Source organism: Bradyrhizobium sp. NBAIM08, from assembly GCF_020193935.1.
Lineage (GTDB): Bacteria > Pseudomonadota > Alphaproteobacteria > Rhizobiales > Xanthobacteraceae > Bradyrhizobium > Bradyrhizobium yuanmingense.
Genome location: NZ_JADYVR010000004.1, coordinates 264013 through 280974 on the forward strand (window position 1 = coordinate 264013; position 16962 = coordinate 280974).

General features: G+C 66.1%; 19 protein-coding genes. 8 read left to right on the forward strand and 11 right to left on the reverse strand.

Features of this window, described 5'->3' with window-relative positions; translation table 11 throughout:
* Nucleotides 1-2: 2 nt before the first annotated feature.
* Nucleotides 3-1013 (reverse strand): alpha/beta hydrolase, encoded by a 1011-nt coding sequence (locus I6F37_RS15885; protein ID WP_225151871.1) that lies wholly within the window; start codon nt 1011-1013, stop codon nt 3-5.
* A 129-nt stretch (nt 1014-1142) separates the two neighbouring features.
* Between I6F37_RS15885 and xseA the strand changes: the two genes are divergently transcribed.
* Complete coding sequence (gene xseA / locus I6F37_RS15890) at nt 1143-2762, forward strand: exodeoxyribonuclease VII large subunit (protein ID WP_225151873.1); 1620 nt, start codon at nt 1143-1145, stop codon at nt 2760-2762.
* 145 nt (nt 2763-2907) lie between these two features.
* Here xseA and I6F37_RS15895 read toward each other — a convergent pair whose 3' ends face one another.
* Together I6F37_RS15895 and I6F37_RS15900 are read right to left on the reverse strand one after the other, a co-directional pair.
* On the reverse strand, nt 2908-3054 hold the full coding sequence (locus I6F37_RS15895; RefSeq protein WP_197424412.1) for a hypothetical protein: 147 nt from the start codon (nt 3052-3054) through the stop codon (nt 2908-2910).
* Between the two features lie 267 nt (nt 3055-3321).
* The gene (locus tag I6F37_RS15900) at nt 3322-4116 is read right to left on the reverse strand and encodes a dienelactone hydrolase family protein (protein WP_225151875.1); all 795 of its coding nucleotides are present in this window, start codon (nt 4114-4116) and stop codon (nt 3322-3324) included.
* Nucleotides 4117-4310: 194 nt separating this feature from the next.
* On the opposite strand from I6F37_RS15900, the gene I6F37_RS15905 reads away from it, so the two are divergent.
* From I6F37_RS15905 to I6F37_RS15925, 5 genes are all read left to right on the forward strand, one after another.
* Nucleotides 4311-4535: a DUF2093 domain-containing protein gene (locus tag I6F37_RS15905; RefSeq protein WP_036009228.1), complete on the forward strand. Its 225-nt coding sequence runs from the start codon at nt 4311-4313 to the stop codon at nt 4533-4535.
* Between the two features lie 304 nt (nt 4536-4839).
* Nucleotides 4840-6075 (forward strand): TadE/TadG family type IV pilus assembly protein, encoded by a 1236-nt coding sequence (locus I6F37_RS15910; protein WP_225151877.1) that lies wholly within the window; start codon nt 4840-4842, stop codon nt 6073-6075.
* A 74-nt stretch (nt 6076-6149) separates the two neighbouring features.
* Nucleotides 6150-6590, forward strand: a complete 441-nt coding sequence (locus tag I6F37_RS15915) for a TadE/TadG family type IV pilus assembly protein (RefSeq protein ID WP_036027076.1) — start codon at nt 6150-6152, stop codon at nt 6588-6590.
* Nucleotides 6587-6964, forward strand: coding sequence for a TadE/TadG family type IV pilus assembly protein (locus tag I6F37_RS15920; RefSeq protein WP_225113339.1), 378 nt, complete (start codon nt 6587-6589; stop codon nt 6962-6964). The genes I6F37_RS15915 and I6F37_RS15920 overlap by 4 nt, the downstream gene beginning before the upstream one ends.
* A 309-nt stretch (nt 6965-7273) precedes the next feature.
* The gene (locus I6F37_RS15925; protein ID WP_225144895.1) at nt 7274-7501 is read left to right on the forward strand and encodes a hypothetical protein; all 228 of its coding nucleotides are present in this window, start codon (nt 7274-7276) and stop codon (nt 7499-7501) included.
* Between the two features lie 317 nt (nt 7502-7818).
* Here the strand turns inward: I6F37_RS15925 and lpxK are convergent, their stop codons facing one another.
* The 6 genes from lpxK to I6F37_RS15955 form a co-directional block, all read right to left on the reverse strand.
* The gene (gene lpxK, locus I6F37_RS15930; RefSeq protein ID WP_225151879.1) at nt 7819-8835 is read right to left on the reverse strand and encodes a tetraacyldisaccharide 4'-kinase; all 1017 of its coding nucleotides are present in this window, start codon (nt 8833-8835) and stop codon (nt 7819-7821) included.
* A complete protein-coding gene (locus I6F37_RS15935) occupies nt 8828-10174 on the reverse strand; it encodes a 3-deoxy-D-manno-octulosonic acid transferase (RefSeq protein ID WP_225151881.1) in 1347 nt (448 codons plus the stop codon). The genes lpxK and I6F37_RS15935 overlap by 8 nt, the downstream gene beginning before the upstream one ends.
* Nucleotides 10137-10856: a lysophospholipid acyltransferase family protein gene (locus I6F37_RS15940; RefSeq protein WP_036039958.1), complete on the reverse strand. Its 720-nt coding sequence runs from the start codon at nt 10854-10856 to the stop codon at nt 10137-10139. The genes I6F37_RS15935 and I6F37_RS15940 overlap by 38 nt, the downstream gene beginning before the upstream one ends.
* Nucleotides 10853-11095 (reverse strand): DUF4170 domain-containing protein, encoded by a 243-nt coding sequence (locus I6F37_RS15945; protein WP_036039955.1) that lies wholly within the window; start codon nt 11093-11095, stop codon nt 10853-10855. The genes I6F37_RS15940 and I6F37_RS15945 overlap by 4 nt, the downstream gene beginning before the upstream one ends.
* A gap of 61 nt (nt 11096-11156) precedes the next feature.
* Nucleotides 11157-11975 (reverse strand): 3'(2'),5'-bisphosphate nucleotidase CysQ, encoded by an 819-nt coding sequence (locus tag I6F37_RS15950; protein WP_036009209.1) that lies wholly within the window; start codon nt 11973-11975, stop codon nt 11157-11159.
* A complete protein-coding gene (locus I6F37_RS15955; protein WP_036027073.1) occupies nt 11962-13353 on the reverse strand; it encodes a TldD/PmbA family protein in 1392 nt (463 codons plus the stop codon). The genes I6F37_RS15950 and I6F37_RS15955 overlap by 14 nt, the downstream gene beginning before the upstream one ends.
* A 264-nt stretch (nt 13354-13617) precedes the next feature.
* Between I6F37_RS15955 and I6F37_RS15960 the strand changes: the two genes are divergently transcribed.
* The gene (locus I6F37_RS15960) at nt 13618-14136 is read left to right on the forward strand and encodes a DUF6101 family protein (RefSeq protein ID WP_109145346.1); all 519 of its coding nucleotides are present in this window, start codon (nt 13618-13620) and stop codon (nt 14134-14136) included.
* Nucleotides 14137-14254: 118 nt separating this feature from the next.
* Here the strand turns inward: I6F37_RS15960 and ubiA are convergent, their stop codons facing one another.
* Both ubiA and I6F37_RS15970 read right to left on the reverse strand, forming a co-directional pair.
* Nucleotides 14255-15187 carry a 4-hydroxybenzoate octaprenyltransferase gene (gene ubiA, locus I6F37_RS15965; protein ID WP_225151883.1) on the reverse strand — a complete coding sequence of 311 codons (933 nt, stop codon included), beginning with the start codon at nt 15185-15187 and terminating at the stop codon, nt 14255-14257.
* On the reverse strand, nt 15184-15846 hold the full coding sequence (locus tag I6F37_RS15970) for a hypothetical protein (RefSeq protein ID WP_225140496.1): 663 nt from the start codon (nt 15844-15846) through the stop codon (nt 15184-15186). Before I6F37_RS15970 ends, ubiA begins: the two co-directional genes overlap by 4 nt.
* A gap of 208 nt (nt 15847-16054) precedes the next feature.
* Here I6F37_RS15970 and I6F37_RS15975 point away from each other — a divergent pair, with 208 nt between their 5' ends.
* Nucleotides 16055-16810 carry a 16S rRNA (uracil(1498)-N(3))-methyltransferase gene (locus tag I6F37_RS15975; RefSeq protein WP_225151885.1) on the forward strand — a complete coding sequence of 252 codons (756 nt, stop codon included), beginning with the start codon at nt 16055-16057 and terminating at the stop codon, nt 16808-16810.
* The last annotated feature ends 152 nt before the right edge of the window (nt 16811-16962 follow it).

Genomic DNA, 16962 nt, shown 5'->3' on the forward strand with positions numbered 1-16962 from the left:
GATCAGCTCCCCAGTGCGCTGCGCGTGGCGACGTCGTCGGCAATCACCGAGACCGCCTTCGGATTCGTCACCATGCCCATGTGGTTGACGCCGTCGATGATCTTGACGTCGATCGACGGCTTCACCGCCTGCACGGTGTCCGCATATTTGTCCGAGATCATCATCTCGTCCTCAGCGCCGCCGAAGATCGTCATCGGGTGGGTCACGCCGGGCAGATCAAGGCGATAGCCGCGCGTCGCAAAGTTGCGCATCAGGCGGTCGGAATAGGTCGCCGTCAAAATTCGCTCGGAATTCGGCGGCACGGCGAAGGCCAGGACCGGAAGCTGCGCGCAGCAATCGATGCCGAGCTTGCGCAGGGCCGCAAGGCCTAGCAGGCGCGGAATGTCGGGATTGGCCCAGCCGCCGGAATTCAGCTTGTTGGTCGGCGCGTCATAGCCGAGATAGGGCGCGACCAGCACGGTGCGCACGAACATGTCCTGCACGATCGGCGTCGCGGCAACGCGCAGCGAGAAGCCGGCGCCGGCGGAATGGCCGACCAGGGTCAGCTTCAGGTCCGGGGCACTTTTGCGGACATGCGCGACGAAATCGATGAGGTCGTCCTCGAGCTGGCCGACATAGCCGATATCACCGCGTGTGCCGGAGCCGCCATGGCCACGGATGTCGAAGGCCCAGGTCTCGACGCCGCGCGCGGCGATCGCATGCGTCAGCGCGTGATTGACCGTGGCCGAGGAAGCGGAGGAGCCATGGATGAAGATCGCGCCGCGATCGGTCGCGGTCCCCTTCGGCGCGTAGTGCCGGAAACCGAGCCAGGTGCCGTCGCGGGCCTGGAAGCGCTCGAGCGGCGGAAGCGTGGACCAGTCGATGCCCTTGGCGGACTCCGAGACCGAGCGCAGCTCGGTCGGCCGCTGCAGCGGCGTCGCGATCAGGGCGGTCAGAAGCAGCGCCACGGCGCCGACCGCGCAGAGACCCCATTTCAGCAAGCTCAGCGCACCCCGCAGCAATTGCATCGCCATGATCGCCCCTACGCCAGATTTCAGAGAACTCTATAATACAGAGTACTCTTCCGATCAATCCCGGGATTGGCGCTTGCCTGCGAAAATCCTTAACGTCGGGCCTGACCCCGAAATGCCGAATCGTTTGCTATGCCGCCTGCGGAACAACTGCTCAACGCGCCTGAATTCACCGTCTCCGAACTGTCCCTGTCCCTGAAGCGGACGGTCGAGGACGCCTTCGGGCATGTCCGCGTCCGCGGCGAGATCTCCGGCTTCCGCGGCGCCCATTCCTCCGGCCATTGCTATTTCGCGCTCAAGGACGAGAGCGCCAAGATCGAGGCGGTGATCTGGAAGGGCGTGCACAGCCGCATGCGCTTCAAGCCCCAGGAGGGGCTCGAGGTGATCGCGACCGGCAAGCTGACGACCTATCCGGGCTCCTCGAAATACCAGATCGTGATCGAGGCGCTGGAGCCGGCCGGCATCGGCGCGCTGATGGCGCTGATGGAGGAGCGCAAGAAGAAGCTCGCCGCCGAGGGCCTGTTCGACGAGGCGCGCAAGCAGCTCCTGCCCTGGCTGCCGGAGGTGATCGGCGTCGTGACCTCGCCGACCGGCGCCGTCATCCGCGACATCCTGCATCGGCTGGAGGACCGCTTCCCCCGCCGCGTGCTGGTGTGGCCGGTCAAGGTGCAGGGCGACGGCTCGGCCGAGCAGGTCGCCGCCGCGATCCGCGGCTTCAACGCGCTGCCCGAAGGCGGCAGGATTCCCCGCCCCGACGTGCTCATCGTCGCGCGCGGCGGCGGCTCGCTGGAGGATCTCTGGTCGTTCAACGAGGAGATCGTGGTGCGGGCAGCCGCCGAGAGCATGATCCCGCTGATCTCGGCGGTGGGGCACGAGACCGACATCACGCTGATCGATTTCGTCGCCGACAAGCGCGCGCCGACGCCGACGGCGGCGGCCGAGATGGCGGTGCCGGTGCGCAGCGACCTGTTCGTCGAGGTGGGCGATCTCGGCCGCCGCACCCGCGCCTATTGGCAACGCGCCCAGGAGAGCCGCCGCAGCGAGCTGCGTGCCGCGGCGCGCGCGCTGCCGGCGGCTGGCGATCTCTTGGCGATCCCGCGGCAGCGGCTGGATTCGGCGGGCGCATCCCTGCCCCGCTGCCTCAAGGCCAACACGCATGCGCATTTCCGCAGGTTCACCGCCGCAAGCTCGAAACTGACGCTGCGGGTGCTGCACGGCCAGATCTCGCAGGCCGATCATCGCCTCACCGTGTGCGGCGAGCGGCTTGGTCTCTCCACGCGCTCGCTGCTGCGGCGGCGGCGCGACCGCTTTGCGGGGCTGGAGGTTCGCTTACGCGCCTCGAAACTTGCGAATGCGCAGGCGCAGCGCAATGCGATTGCCCGCCAGCGCGAGCGCACGCATCGTCTGACTGAGCGGGCGCAGCGCGCGCTTGTCACGCTGCTGCACCGATTGGAGGCGCGGGTCGAGAACAGCGGCAAGCTGCTCTCCGCGCTGTCCTATCGCAGCGTGCTCGCGCGCGGCTTTGCGCTGGTGCGCGACGAGGCCGGCCATCCCGTGCATGCGGCGGATGCGATCGGCCCCGGCGCGCGGGTCGAGATCGAGTTCGCGGATGGCCGCGTCGGCGCGACGGCGGATGCGGATCGGCCGGCGCCCGCGGCCAAGCGCGCGCCGGCGCAGCCGAAGCCGGCCGCGGAGACGAAGCCGGCGCCGAAGCGCCTGGCCAAGCCGGTGGATCAGGGCAGCTTGTTCTGAGGGGCGAGGACGGGCTCTATCCGCGTCATTGCGAGGAGCCCTTGCGACGAAGCAATCCAGACTGCTTCCGCGGAGGGATTCTGGATTGCTTCGCTGCGCTCGCAATGACGATGTGGCGACAGCGCGTCGCCCATTCAAATCTACTTCAGCGGCACGACAATCCCGCCTCGATCGTAGTCCAGAAGCCGCAATGGTCCGGCGCGCGGTGGGGGCCGGCGTGGGCCTCGAATAGCAGGATCGCGACGGTGAAGACGATCAGGGCGGAGGCGAAGAGCGTGATGCGGCCGTGCATGTGAGATGCGTTTAATCGACATCGTGGTCGAATGATGACGCGGCCACCTGCTGAAACCGCAGCCATGCGCGATCCGTAGATTTCCCCGTCGGCCACACTCCGTGCAGGGCGGTGGTCGATGCGGGGCTGTCCGCCTGACGTTGTTCCCCGGACGGCCCCGCTTGGGCCGGACGCGTAGCCCGGATGGAGCGAAGCGTAATCCGGGGTCGTGCCACCGTTGCACCGTCCCGGATTTCGCTTCGCTCCATCCGGGCTACGGCACCGCCATCACCGCGCCAGCCACTGCGCGACGTCTTTCTGCGAGGCGGCGCGGGCTTCGGCATCCCCGTGCTCGGGCGCCGCGGCGGCGTGCAGCGGCGCGCCGGTGCGGTCGAAATCGTGATCGGCGCCGGGATAGACCACGATGCGCGCCAGCGCGCTGCGGCCGCGCGCGCCGTCCACCATCTGGCGGCAGGCCGGCGGCGACGACACCTCGTCATCGGCGCCGATCAAGACCAGCGTCGGCACCCGCGTGCTCCAGCCGAGGCCCGCCGAGATCCGGCAATCCGGATAGAATGCGATGGCGGCGCGGAAATCCGGACCGTGATCGCGCCCCGCGCTCTGCGGACGCACGGCCCAGAGCAGCGCGCTCGCACCATTGGCCCAGCCGATCAGGCTGACACGGTCCCGCGCCACCCAAGCCTGCTGCATCAGCCAGGCGCGCGCGACCGCGATATCGCCGACACGTTCGCGCCGCGCCTTGACGTGCATCTCCTTGACGCGGCATTGCGGGCCGAGCTCGCGCGAGCCGTAGCTGTCGGGCAGCAGCACGGCATTGCCGGCCTTAAGCAGGCGTTCGGCCCAATCGCGATAGCGCGGCAGCACGGGATCGGAATGGCTACCCAGCCCGCCGCAGCCGTGCAGCGCGATCACGGCCGGAAACGGCCCCTCGCCCGCGGGCTTGTAGAGCTGCGCATGGAGCACCCCGGAGGCGAGCGGGATCTCGACCGGCTGCGGCGCCGGGGCGGCGTGCGCGGCCGACATCAGCAGCGTCAGGAACAAAGCGGCGAGGCGAAGGCGCATCGGACTCTGCGGCAGGAGCTGCCGGAACCGGCGCCCCTTCGACTGAAGCCCTATCATGCGAAAACGGCGGCAAATCATCACGAACCGGTGGGTTTAACGGGCGGACAAGCCACCCCATCTATGCTACATCCCGTCCAACACATCGTGCCTTCCACGGTTTTCCATGGAGAGGCCTCCCACGGAGACTTTCGACCGTGCTGAACAAGTTCGGCCCCTCGGGCCATGGCGAAGCGCAGGTGCAATATCTCGACGGCGATTTCCGCGTGATCTCGCCGGGGACCTTCGTGCGCTGCGCGATCACCGACGTCCGCATCCCGCTCGACGAGCTGAAATACTGGAGCGTCGATCTGCAGGAGGCCTATGCCACGCCCACCGCGGTGCTGCAGCGGCATTTTCCCGGCGCGCTGAAGCAGCCGTGATCCTTCGGCGCTCGTCACTCTCGCAGGGCGGGCAAAACCGGCAGACACACGAGGCTGGCGGTAACGATTGCAGACCGCAATTTCATCTGACTTCTCCTGGACGCGGCTTCATTCAGTAAGAGTGCGGCCATGAATGCCGGCTGAATGTTCGCCGATATCTAAAATTGTCAGGCTTCCATTGGGGCCCATTTAAGCCGGCCCGCACCACATTGCCTCGGGATAAAGTGGCAAGCGGGCAGGAAGCATGGACCTCCGGAGAATTTTCAGCCGTTCGTTCGGTGTACCTTCGAGCGCAAGGGATCATTTGCTCGAACGGTTCATCCGCGACGAGCAGGGCAGCTACGTGCTCATTTCTGCGCTGCTCATGCCGGTCCTGGTCGGCACCGCCGGCCTCGGAACGGAAGTGGGCTGGTGGTACTACAAGCACAAGAACATGCAGAGCGTTGCAGATTCCGGCGCGGTCAGCGCTGCGACGGCTGCCAGTGCAGGCGGCGACCCCCGGTCCGAAGCCAAGGCGGTCGCGGCAAATTATGGTTACACCGACGGCGCGAACGACGTCACTGTCACGGTGAACCAGCCACCCAAAACAGGCAGTCAGGCGTCGAACGCGCAGGCCATCGAAGTCATCGTCAGTCAACCGCAGCGGCGGCTGCTGTCGGCCTTGTTCGGCTCGGATCGCGTACCAATCACCGCGCGCTCGGTCGCGCTGCCCAATTCCGGGACGGGCTGCGTCCTTGCGCTCAACAGGAGCGCAAGCCCCGCCGTCAACGTCAGCGGCGGCAACCAGCTCAACCTGATCAAGTGCAATCTCTACAGCAATTCGAGCGCGAGCCCCTCGCTCAACGTCGCCGGCAGCGCCTCGGTGGCGGCAAACCAGGTCGGCGTGGTCGGCGACGTCTCCGGCGCGAGCAGCATCACGGCGACCAACGGGGTCAAGACGCACATCACGCCTGTCGCCGATCCCTATGCTGACGTCACTCCGCCGACGCGGCCGAGTTGCAGCAATGCCAAGATCACGGTCAACGCCAACGGAAAGACGAACTCGCTCGACCCCGGCTGCTACATGGGCAGCATCACGGTCAACGCCGGCGCAGTCCTGAACCTCAATCCTGGCATCTACTATCTGGACGGCGCCAGCTTGAGCGTCGCCGGAAATGCCACCATCACCGGCAGCGGCGTCACCCTGGTGTTCACGGGCTCCGGCAGCGACTGGGGCACCGCCTCGATCGGCAGCAACGCGAGCGTCGACCTGACCGGGCCGACCAGCGGCCCGACGAAGGGCATCGTCATGTATGGCGACCGCAACATGCCGGCCGGGACCAATTTCAATCTCACCGGCGGTGCTACGCAGAATTTCGGCGGTGCCATCTACCTGCCAAAGGCCAATCTCAGCTTCAGCGGCGGCAACGGCACCAGCACATCCTGCACCAAGATCATCGCGGATACGCTGACGTTCAGCGGCACGTCGAACCTGCAGGTCAATTGCACCGCGCTCGGCACCGCGACGATCGGTTCGCAAACCGCGCAGCTCGTCGAATGAGGTTTGGAGCGATGCAGATCCAGAGTTTCTCATTTAAGCTTGGCCGTCGATTGCTCGGTTCTCTGGCGCGGCATGTGCGAATCGCTGCCGGCGATCAACGGGGCGTCGCGGCAGCCGAATTCGCCATCTTGGTTCCCCTGCTGTCCTTGATGGTCGTCTCGGTCACGGACATCGGGCTTGCCCTCTATCGCAAGATGCAGGTCGAAAATGCCGCGCAAGCGGGAGCCCAGTACGCGATTGCGCGCGGCTTCGACACGAGCGGCATCGCGAACGCCGTCGCAAGTGCCACCAGCGCGACGAACATTACCGCTTCACCTCCGCCGGTCCAGTTCTGCGGATGTCCGACGAGTGCGGGCGTGAGCGCCACCAGCTGCGGAACGGTCTGCACCGGCGGTGCGCCGGCCGGGACATATACGACGGTCTCGGCGCAAGCGACGTACTATACGATCATCGACTATCAGATCGTGGCGGCTACCTACACATACACCGCGCAGTCCACCACGAGGCTGCAGTGAAGCTCACCGCATTATGGCGGGACACGCGCGGCACCACGGCGCTGGAATTCGCGCTGACCGCTCCCGTGTTCTTCCTGTTCATATTCGGGATCATCGAATGCGGGCTGCTGTTCTGGACTCAGCTCGGAATCCAGCATGGCAGCGAAATGGCGGCGCGCTGCGCGAGCGTCAACAACACGCTCTGCCCGAGCAGCAGCGCGATCACGACCTACGCTGCCCAGCAGGCCTACGGCCTCACGCTCCCCCCGGGGACATTCACCTTTGCCACGGCCGCATGCGGCAACCAGGTCAGCGCGAGCTATTCATTCGAGTTTCCGCAGATCATCAACCTGTCTCCGATCACGCTGACCGCGCGAGCCTGCTTCCCGAGTTGAGGTCGCCGACAGAAAAATGGATTCTGCCATGCCAATCGCTTGCGTTCTACATTCCTTGCAGCCGTGGGTGAGTCGTTTCGCCCTGTGGTTGGATTCTTTGTTGCAATTCCGCGCCCTAGAGTTGTTTGATGAAGTTCTGCTGAAACAAAGCACTGCTATAGTGCAGGTTAGGTAATTGGCCCTGTTCTTTTTATCGCACAGACGATCAGGTCAACCAAACAGCCATCGAGCGTTGGAATTGGCGCGGTCTGTGAACGGGCTCATATCGAAGAGCCATCTGACGGGCGACGATCACCTTGAAAATTCGCGGTGGAATATCTGCAAATCGACAATCAAGCGATGGGGGTGATCATGCCCGCCATTTTCGACCTGCTCTATCGTGAATATTGCCGCGCCCGTCTCGCTGAGATGCGCAAACAGCTTCTGATCGCAGCTGAGCGCGCTGAAGCTGTCGCAGCGGATCATTATCCCGCGACGCTGAGTGACGATGAGGAAACGGACCCGCACCGCAAGACCGGTCTCGGCCTGCCGAATTGAAGCGGCTCCAAGACCGGCGATCACTCCCGCGTAGCAGTGACCAAGCAATTGGCAACAGTTTGGGAGACGGCAATGAATACACCCGAATGCTACACCGTCGTCGTCGCCTGCATGTCGTGCCTGACCATCATCGGATTGATGGCCGCCGGCGCGTGGTGAGCATGGCTCGTTGCAGACATGATTCCGACTTCGACATGAGTACAGCCGCCGCGTCGTCCGACGGCGGCGGCTGCACTTTGGATCCGCAGATCAGCTTCCCGGCGGCGAATACGACACGTTTCGCGACCAGGGCAGAGACGTTGCCTCACGTTGCGCGATCAGCGCGCACTGAACCTTCGCTCGCGCGCTCTGTATAGATGATCGCTGATCAATTGCCGCAGCTTCGCCAAGTCATCGAACTCGAGCTGAACGGCGAACGGCACGATGCCGTCAGGCACGCCTGCGCGGCCGCGCAAGCGTGCAAGATCCTTTTCCGTGGTCACCAGCGTGAGCTGCTCGCGCTGCGCCTCCGCTGCGAGCGCTGCGATCTCGCCGTCCGAAAACATGTGGTGGTCGGCGAAGGCGCGCGTGCGCGCGACGTCGATCCCGCTCGCACGCAAGGTACGGAAGAAACGCTCGGGATCGCCGATGCCGGCGAAGGCGAACACCCGCTTGCCGAGCAGCTGCGCGAGCGAGGCCGCATCCGGCTTCAGGCGCGCGCGCAGCTCGGGCTTGTTCCGCTTCGCGATCTCCGCCGCGACGTCGTTGGCGGCATTGCCGTCGCCGATCAGCACCAGCGCATCGGTGCGCGCGAGCTGCACCGCGAGCGGTGCGCGCAGGGGCCCTGCGGGAAACACCGCGCCGTTGCCGAGGCCGCGCTCGCCGTCGATCACGATCAGCGAGGCGTCCTTGAACAGGCGCGGATTCTGGAAGCCGTCATCCATCAGGATCACAGTGGCGCCTTGCGATTTCGCCAGCGCGACGCCGTCGAGGCGGTCGCGCGCGACGACGACCGGGACGTCGCGCGCCATCATCATGGGTTCGTCGCCGACGTCGGACGCATCGTGACGCTCGCGGTCGACCATCACCGGCCCCTTCAGGCGCCCGCCATAGCCGCGGCTGAGCACGACCGGCGTCTCGCCGAGCTCGCGCAAGAGCTTGGTCAACACCAGCACCGTCGGCGTCTTGCCGGCACCGCCGACATGGTAGTTGCCGACACAGATCACGGGGATGCCGGCGTCCACGCCCTGGCGCAGCATGCGCCGTGCAGTGATCGCGCCGTAAAGCGCACCGAGCGGCCATAGCGCGTACGATTGAAGGGAGCGTGGCCGGTACCAAAAGGCCGGCTCACGCATTGGCGGCCCCCATCTCTATCCGCAACTGCAGCAGATACGGCTCGAGCGCGGTCATGGTGCGATCGAGCGCCCCGCCAAGCTGCTCGACCACGCCCGTACCTGCGCGCTGCATCTTGTCGCGCATGGTGGGATCGGCGAGCAACTGGCCGAGCTGCTTGACGAGCGCCTCCTGCGTGTCGGCTTGCCGCGCCCCGCCGCTGGTATTGAGCGCTTCATAGACGTCGGCGAAGTTGAACACGTGCGGACCGTGGACGATCGCGGCGCCCAGCTTGATCGCCTCGATCGGGTTCTGCCCGCCATGGTGGATCAGCGATCCGCCCATGAACACGATTCCCGAGAGCCGATAGAACAGGCCGAGCTCGCCCATGGTGTCGGCGACATAGACGTCGGTCGTCGCGGTCGGCAGCTCCTCGCGCGAGCGCAAGCTGGGCTTCAGGCCCGACGCCGTGACGAGGCCTGCGATCGATGAGCCGCGATCCGGGTGCCGCGGCACGATCACGGTGAGAAGCTGCGGGAAGAAGCCGACCAGGCTGCGATGCGCCGCGACCAGCATCTCGTCCTCGCCCGGATGGGTCGAGGCCGCGACGATGATCGGACGCCCGCGCGTCATCGCCATCAGCCGTTCGAGCTTGGCGGGGTCGGCCGGCGGCGCGGGCACGTCGAGCTTGAGATTGCCCGTCGTCGCGACGTCGCGGCCGCCGAGCGCGGCAAAGCGCTCGGCATCTTTCTTCGACTGCGCAAGACAGATGTCGAACCGCGACAGCAGCGCCGAGATGGTGCCGTGCATGCGGCGCCAGCGCGGGAAGGAACGCGGCGACATCCGCCCGTTGATCAGCACCATCGGCACCCGGCGCGCCGCGCCGGCGAGGATCAGGTTCGGCCACAAATCGGATTCAATGAACAGCGCCAGCGACGGCTTCCAATGATCGAGGAAGCGCGCGACGTAGCGCGGCGAGTCATACGGCACGTATTGATGGATGACGTCGGGGGGAAAGCGTTTTGCGACGACCGCGGCCGAGGTGACCGTGCCCGAGGTGAGCAGGATGCGCAGATTGAGATCGCGCAGGCGCTCGATCAGGGCGGCCGCCGCCAGGACCTCGCCAACGCTGGCACCATGAATCCAGACCAACGGGCCGTGCGGCCGCACGTCGGCGGACAGGCCGCGCCGCTCGCCGACGCGGGCGGGATCCTCCTTGCCCTGCTTCAGCCGCCGCTTGATCAGCGCAGGCGCGAGTGGCACCAGGCCGGCGGCCAGGCGCCGATACATCCGCAGCGTGATCGGCAGCGCAATGGGCAGCGACTTAGGCATCTTCCGGTCCCGGGCGGCCGAGCTGCGCATAGGCGCGCCGGGTCGCCTCGTTCAACGTGTCTTCCAGCTCCTGCCGCAACGTCTCCATCATGGCGGCGTCGGCATCTGCGGGAACGTGGATTTCCTTGATGCCGACCAAAGCGCCCCGCCCGAATGGCAAATTGATGGTGGTGCGATCCCAGTTCTTGAGCCGGACGAAGCGACTGGTCGCCATCGCGAAAGGCATGATCGGCCGTCCCGATTCCCGTGCCAGCATGATAATGCCGAGCCCGACCACGCGCGAGCGCTTGGGGACATCGGCGGTCAACGCGACATTACAACCGGCCTGGAGCGTCCGCACCATTTCCTTGAAGGCGCCTACGCCACCTTTGCGGTGGAACGCGCCGCCATGGTCGCCGGAACCGCGGATCGTGCCGATCCCGAGCCGCTCGGCGGCGATGGCATTGAACTCGCCGTCGCGGTGCCGGGAGATCAGCACCTTGGCCCGATAGGAGGCCTTGTTCTGGTTCTTGATGAAGGGCGTCAGGAAATGCTGGCCGTGCCAGAACGCGAAGATCGCAGGGAGCTGCGGCTCGACGCGCTCGTAGACGTCGGGCGGATCGAAGGTGAAGGTGTTGGTCCGCCAGACCAGACGCAGATATTCGGCCGCCAGGACCCCGACGGCACGCTGAAACCAGCTGCTTCGCAGCGTATTGCGAAGCAGTTTCTTCAACGCGCCGGTTCTTGATTCGGATCGAGCAGCCGATGCAGGTGGACGATGAAGTAGCGCATCTGCGCGTTGTCGACCGTGCTCTGCGCCTTGGCCCGCCAGGCGGCGTGGGCGCTGGCATAGTTCGGATACAGGCCAACGATGTCGACCTCGTCCAGATTCTTGAAGGTGTTGTGCTCGAGATCGACGAGCTCGCCGCCGATGACGAGGTGGAGTAGTTGTTGCGGGGCGCTATCTGGCATGAGTTCTGTTCCTAAGGGGCTGCCCGGCAAAGCAGTGTTCGAGAAGCACCACGAATGCGCCTTAGGCTATCGGACGGTTGCGAAAATGCGCGACAATGCCCGCATGACGTTCGCGTCCCGCTGCCACCAGCACCCCGTGCGCCACTTCCCGGCGGTTATAGAGGATGGGTTCTCCGGAGAGGTCGCTCATCCTACCATCCGCTTCCTGCACGATCAAATCAGCCGCCGCAAGATCCCAATCATGGCTGTTGCCGCCCGCAAATGCCGCATCCAGCGCGCCATCGGCGACCCGGCACAGCCGCAGCGCCAGCGAGCCGATCCGCCGGTGCAGCTTGATCTCGCCGAGTGACGGCTTCAGCCGCTCGACCAGCGGCTTCGGGCCGGCGACGCGGGCGAAGTCGAGTTCGGATCCGCCTGTCGCGCGCACCGGCTTGTCGTTGAGCGTCGTGCCCTTGCCGCGCACCGCGAAGAAGAATTCGTCGCTGGCCGGGGCGAATACGGCGGCGAGCACCGGCGAAGCGTCCGCCACCAGCGCGACGCTGACGCACCATTCGTCATGGCCGCCGAGATAATTGCGCGTGCCGTCGATGGGATCGACGATCCAGGTCAGCCGCCGCGACAGCCGCGCCGCATCGTCGGCGCTCTCCTCGGACAGCCAGCCATATTCGGGCGTCGCGGCACGCAGGCGCGATTCGAGCAGATCGTTGACGGCGATGTCGGCCTCCGACACCGGCGAGGACGCGCCCTTGGTCCACTTCCTCAGCTCGGTGCGGAACATCGACTGCGCCAGCGCGCCCGCCTCCCGCACCGTGTCCTTCAGCAGCGCCGCGTCGCGGGTCAGGAGGGTGTGGTCGAGAGAATGCGCGTCAGCGTCCGCCAAGCGTCAAACCCTCGATGCGCACCGTCGGCGCATTGATGCCGTAGCGGAATTCGAGATTGTTCGCAGGCTGCATCGACCTGAAGATCTCGAACAGATGGCCGGCGATCGTCACCTCGCTGACGGGATAGGTGATCTCGCCGTTCTCGATCCAGAAGCCGGAGGCGCCGCGGCTGTAATCGCCGGTGACGCCGTTGACGCCGGAGCCGATCAGGTCGGTGACGTAGAAGCCCTGCTTGATGTCGGCGATCAGCTCGGCCGGCGTTGCAGAGCCGGGCTCGAGATGCAGATTGTACGGCCCCGGCGAAGGCGAGGAGGACACGCCGCGATGGGCGTGACCGGTGGTGGTGAGGCCGAGCTCGCGCGCGGTGGCACAGTCGAGCAGCCAAGTCGTCAACACGCCGTCGTCGACCAGCGCGGTCCGCTTCACCGCGACGCCTTCGGCATCGAAGGTCTGCGAGCGCAGCCCGCGCTTGCGCAGGGGATCGTCGATGATGCGGATGTTCTTCGCAAACAGCTGCTGGCCGAGCTTGTCCTTCAGGAAGCTGGTCTTGCGCGCGATCGAGGCGCCGTTGATGGCGCCGACGAGATGGCCGACCAGCGAGCCGGCGACGCGCGGATCGAACACCACCGGGACCTTGCAGGTCTCGACCTTGCGCGGATTGTAGCGCGCCACGGTGCGCTCGCCGGCGGAGCGGCCGACGACCTCCGGCGACAGCAGATCGGCGCCATGCGGCGCCGAGGTGAAGTCGTAGTCGCGCTCCATGCCGGTGCCTTCGCCCGATATGGCGGTGGCGGAGATGCCCTGGCTGGAGCGCAGATAGGAGCCGTGGAAGCCGGTCGAGGTGACGAGCACCATGCCGCCGATGCCGGATGAGGCCGAGGCGCCGCCGGACTTGGTCACGCCCTTGACGCCGAGCGCGGCAGCTTCGGCCGCGAGCGCGCGGCGCTCGAGCTCGGTCGTCGTGGGCACGGCGGGATCGAGCAGGTCGAGATCGGGAAAGTCGCGCGCGAGCAGCGCGGGATCGGCAAGGCCGACATATTTGTCGTCGGGCGCGACGCGCGCCATCGCAACCGCACGCTCGGCGAGCTTGGTGACGGCATCGCCGCTGACGTCGTTGGTGGAGACCACCGCCTGACGCTGACCGACCAGCACGCGCAGACCGACATCGTCGCCCTCGGACCGCTCGGATTCCTCGACGCGTCCGTCGCGGACCTCGACGCCCTGCGAGACGCCGCGCACCGCGACCGCGTCGGCCGCATCCGCGCCGGCGCGCTTGGCCGCCTCGACCAGCCGCTGCGCGAGATCGGAGAGCGCGGACTGATCGAACAGGTCGCGATTGGCGGAAGGCGAAAGCGTCGGGCTTGGTGAAGAGTTCACGAACGAAATCCTGTTGGGGCGGGGTTCGGGACCGGAACCCACAGATGTGCCCTGATAGCGCGGACTTCAAGCATTTTCAGCCCGCCAAAAGCTCAGATTCGCGACGTCGGCGCAACGTCTCGTCAATCATGCACGCCAAGGTCTTGTCAATCATGAGGAGCGAGTGACGGTGGGTTAACCAGCCTTTTTAAGCGGTTTCGGACCGCCCGGCGCTAAGGTCCTCGCATCGACCGGGAACATAATCCTGGCGGGGAGAACAAAGCCGTGAGGCGTCAAACAGCAACATGCGGGGCCCACCCCGCCGGGTCGAGCCGCTCCCTGCGGCTCGACCCCCTTTCCCTTCCGGTCCGCTTCGATGCGCATGATCCGCGCGCCGACGGACATGTCAGGCAGATCGAGCTTCATCGCGAGCGTGTCGTGCTGCGCCGTGCCGTGCGCGGCATGCAGATGGCGATCAACGTGCGCGTCGCCGACTTCACCGGCGTTGCGCTCCGCGGCAATGACGAGACGCAGACGCTCGTCCTCGTGCATCGCGATCCTTCGCTGTCCATCCCGCTGCTGATCAGCACTGACGCGGACGAGATCGCGCAGGCCTGGGCGATCTGGAGCGAGATCTTTGCGCTGCCGCAGCTCGACGAAGGCGCGCGCAAACCCGCACCGCGTCGCCGCCGCACCAACGCGATCCGCGCCCGTCGTCCGAAATTCTTGATGCGCCGGCGCACCGCAATGGCGCGCGAGCTGCCGGTTCATCAGGGCGAGCGCGAGATCATCGCGAGGAATTAGGCGGCAATCACAGGTGTCGTAGGGTAGGTTAGCCCGAAGGGCGTAACCCACCTCTTTGCTTTCTGCGCAGATAGAAGTTGGTGGATTACGCTTCGCTAATCCACCCTACGCATTCGCCTCACGCCGCCCGCAGCACCGCGTCGGCGAGCAATCCCGCAAACAACAGCAAGCCGGCATCGCGGTTCGACTTGAACAGGCGCAGGCACAGCTCGGGATCATTGATGCGCAGCCGCACGATCTGCCACACCAGATGCGCGGCGAAGGCGGCAAGCCCAAGCCAGGCCGGCCAGCGCGCATCGCCGGATGCCAGCGCGACGCCGATCAGCATCACCGCGAGCCCGTAGAACAGGACCAGCGCCTGGCGCGTATGCGCGCCGAACAGGCGCGCGGTCGACTTGATGCCGATCAACGCGTCGTCCTCAGTGTCCTGATGCGCGTAGATGGTGTCATAGCCGATCACCCAGGAGATCGCGCCGGCATAGAGCACGAGCGCGGTGGCGTCGATGCGGCCGAAGGTGACGGCAAACCCCATCAACGCGCCCCAGGAGAAGGCGAGCCCGAGCACGATCTGCGGCCACCAGGTGATGCGCTTCATGAAGGGATAGATCGCGACGATCAGGAGTGAGGCGATGCCCGTTGCAATCGCGAAGCGGTTGAACTGCAGCAGCACCGCAAGACCGACCAGCGCCTGCGCGACCATGAAGACCAGCGCCTGCCTGGTGGTCACCTGCCCCGACGGCAGCGGCCGCGAGCGCGTGCGCTCGACCTTGCCGTCGAGGTCGCGATCGGTGATGTCGTTCCAGGTGCAGCCGGCCCCGCGCATGACGAAAGCGCCGATGAAGAACAGCACGATGGTGAGCGGCAGGCCGCGAACGTCATGCGCCATGCCGGCGGCCAGCGCCGCCGACCACCAGCATGGCATCAGGAGAAGCCAGGAGCCGATCGGGCGATCGAAGCGGGACAGGCGCAGGTAAGGCCGCGCCCAATGCGGCGCGAGCGTATCGACCCAGTTGCCGGTGGAATCGGCAACGCGGGCGGATGTATCGCTCATCGGGTCAGGACGTTGCCGTTGAGCGTATCGAAGGTGCTGCCACCCTTCCTGCCGGCATTGGCCTCGGGCGCCGAGCCCGAGCCCAGCACCTCGCTCAGCGACGGTCCGGCGGGCCCGCGCGGCTGGTTCTGCATCTGTTGCGCGACGTTGCAGACCTTCGTCGCCATGGCCTCGGTGTTCTTGTGACCTTCCTTCAGCTGCGCACCGATCTGGGGCGGGATTCCGCATTTGGCGGCATTGGTCTCGATGTACTTGATCATCTTGACTTCAGCCTGGCTGAAATTGCGGATCAGCTTGCAGGCCTCGTCCGGCTGCGCGCGACGATCGCTCGCGGCCTTGATCAGCTTGCCGCGCTTCTCGGCTTCCTCGCGCAGCGGAATGAATGCCTTCATGCAGTCCTCGCCGGGACCGGCCTGCGTCGGGGGAGCCGCGCTGAAGGCGCCAGCGCCACCGATCGGGGCAGCACCGTTCACGGGAAAGGACGATTGCGGCGCCGCACCGAGCGAAGCAGCGGGTGCCGAACCGTTAACCGGAGGAAATGGGGAATTGGCGGCAGGCTGGTTGGGCAGCGGCGCCGGGAACGCGCTTTGCGCAGTCGCGCCCGCAGCACCCATGGCCACCATGGCGGCAGTGATCGGAACCATCAAATGGCGGATCATCAAGACAGTCTCTCCGGCAGGAGCTTACGGGTTCAGGGCTTCCCAATTGAAGCGCGACCAGCGTGTTCGCGTTTTTACGATTCCCGCCGGCGCTTAACAACCCGTGGAATAGGGCGAGAGCGCGGCGCTGGGACGCACCAGTTCGGCAATATTTACCCCCGAAATGGCGCCTTTCGGTTAAGAACGGCCGGTAATCGGATCCCAAGCGATGCCTTCCCACGATTTTCGCGCCCCCCGCCTGTTCGTCGATGCCACCCTGGCCCAGGACGCCAGGGTGCCGCTCGACCGCGACCAGAGCAACTATCTCGGCAATGTGCTGCGGCTGGCGGCCGGGGCCGAGGTCCTGGCCTTCAACGGCAGGGATGGCGAGTGGCAGGCCGCCATCGAGGGCCGCAAGCGGCCGGACGGCCTCGTGATCCTGCAGCAGACCCGGCCCCAGGACCATCTCGCCGACCTCACTTACGTCTTTGCCCCGCTCAAACATGCCCGGCTGGACTACATGGTGCAGAAGGCCATCGAGATGGGCGCCGCCGCCCTGCAGCCGGTGCTGACCCGGTTCACCCAGGCGTCCCGGGTGAACACCGAGCGGATGCGCGCCAATGTGGTCGAGGCGGCCGAGCAATGCGGCATCCTCAGCATCGCCAGCGTGGCCGAGCCGGTGCCGCTGGAGCGCTTCCTGAGCCAGCGGCCCGCCGACCGCCTGCTGATCTTTTGCGACGAGGCGGCGGAGGTCCAGAATCCCGTTCAGAGCCTGCAAGGCGCGCGCGAGGTCGGACGCGGTATCGACGTGCTGATCGGCCCCGAGGGCGGTTTTGCCGAGGAAGAGCGGGCGCTGTTGCTGCGCCAACCCAAAATCCTGCGGCTGGCGCTCGGCCCCCGCATCATGCGGGCGGACACCGCCGCGGTCGCCGCCCTGGCGCTGGTGCAAGCGGTGCTGGGGGATTGGAGCGGAAAGGTCAGCTAACTTCGTCAGCGGTGCAAACGCATGGCGTCGTCATGCCCGGGCTTGTCCCGGGCATCCACGTCCTTTTGCGCCGGTGGGCAAGGCGTGGACGGCCGGGACAAGCCCGGCCATGACGAATTGCCCACCCGTTAAGCGATTGATCCTTTGGAGGT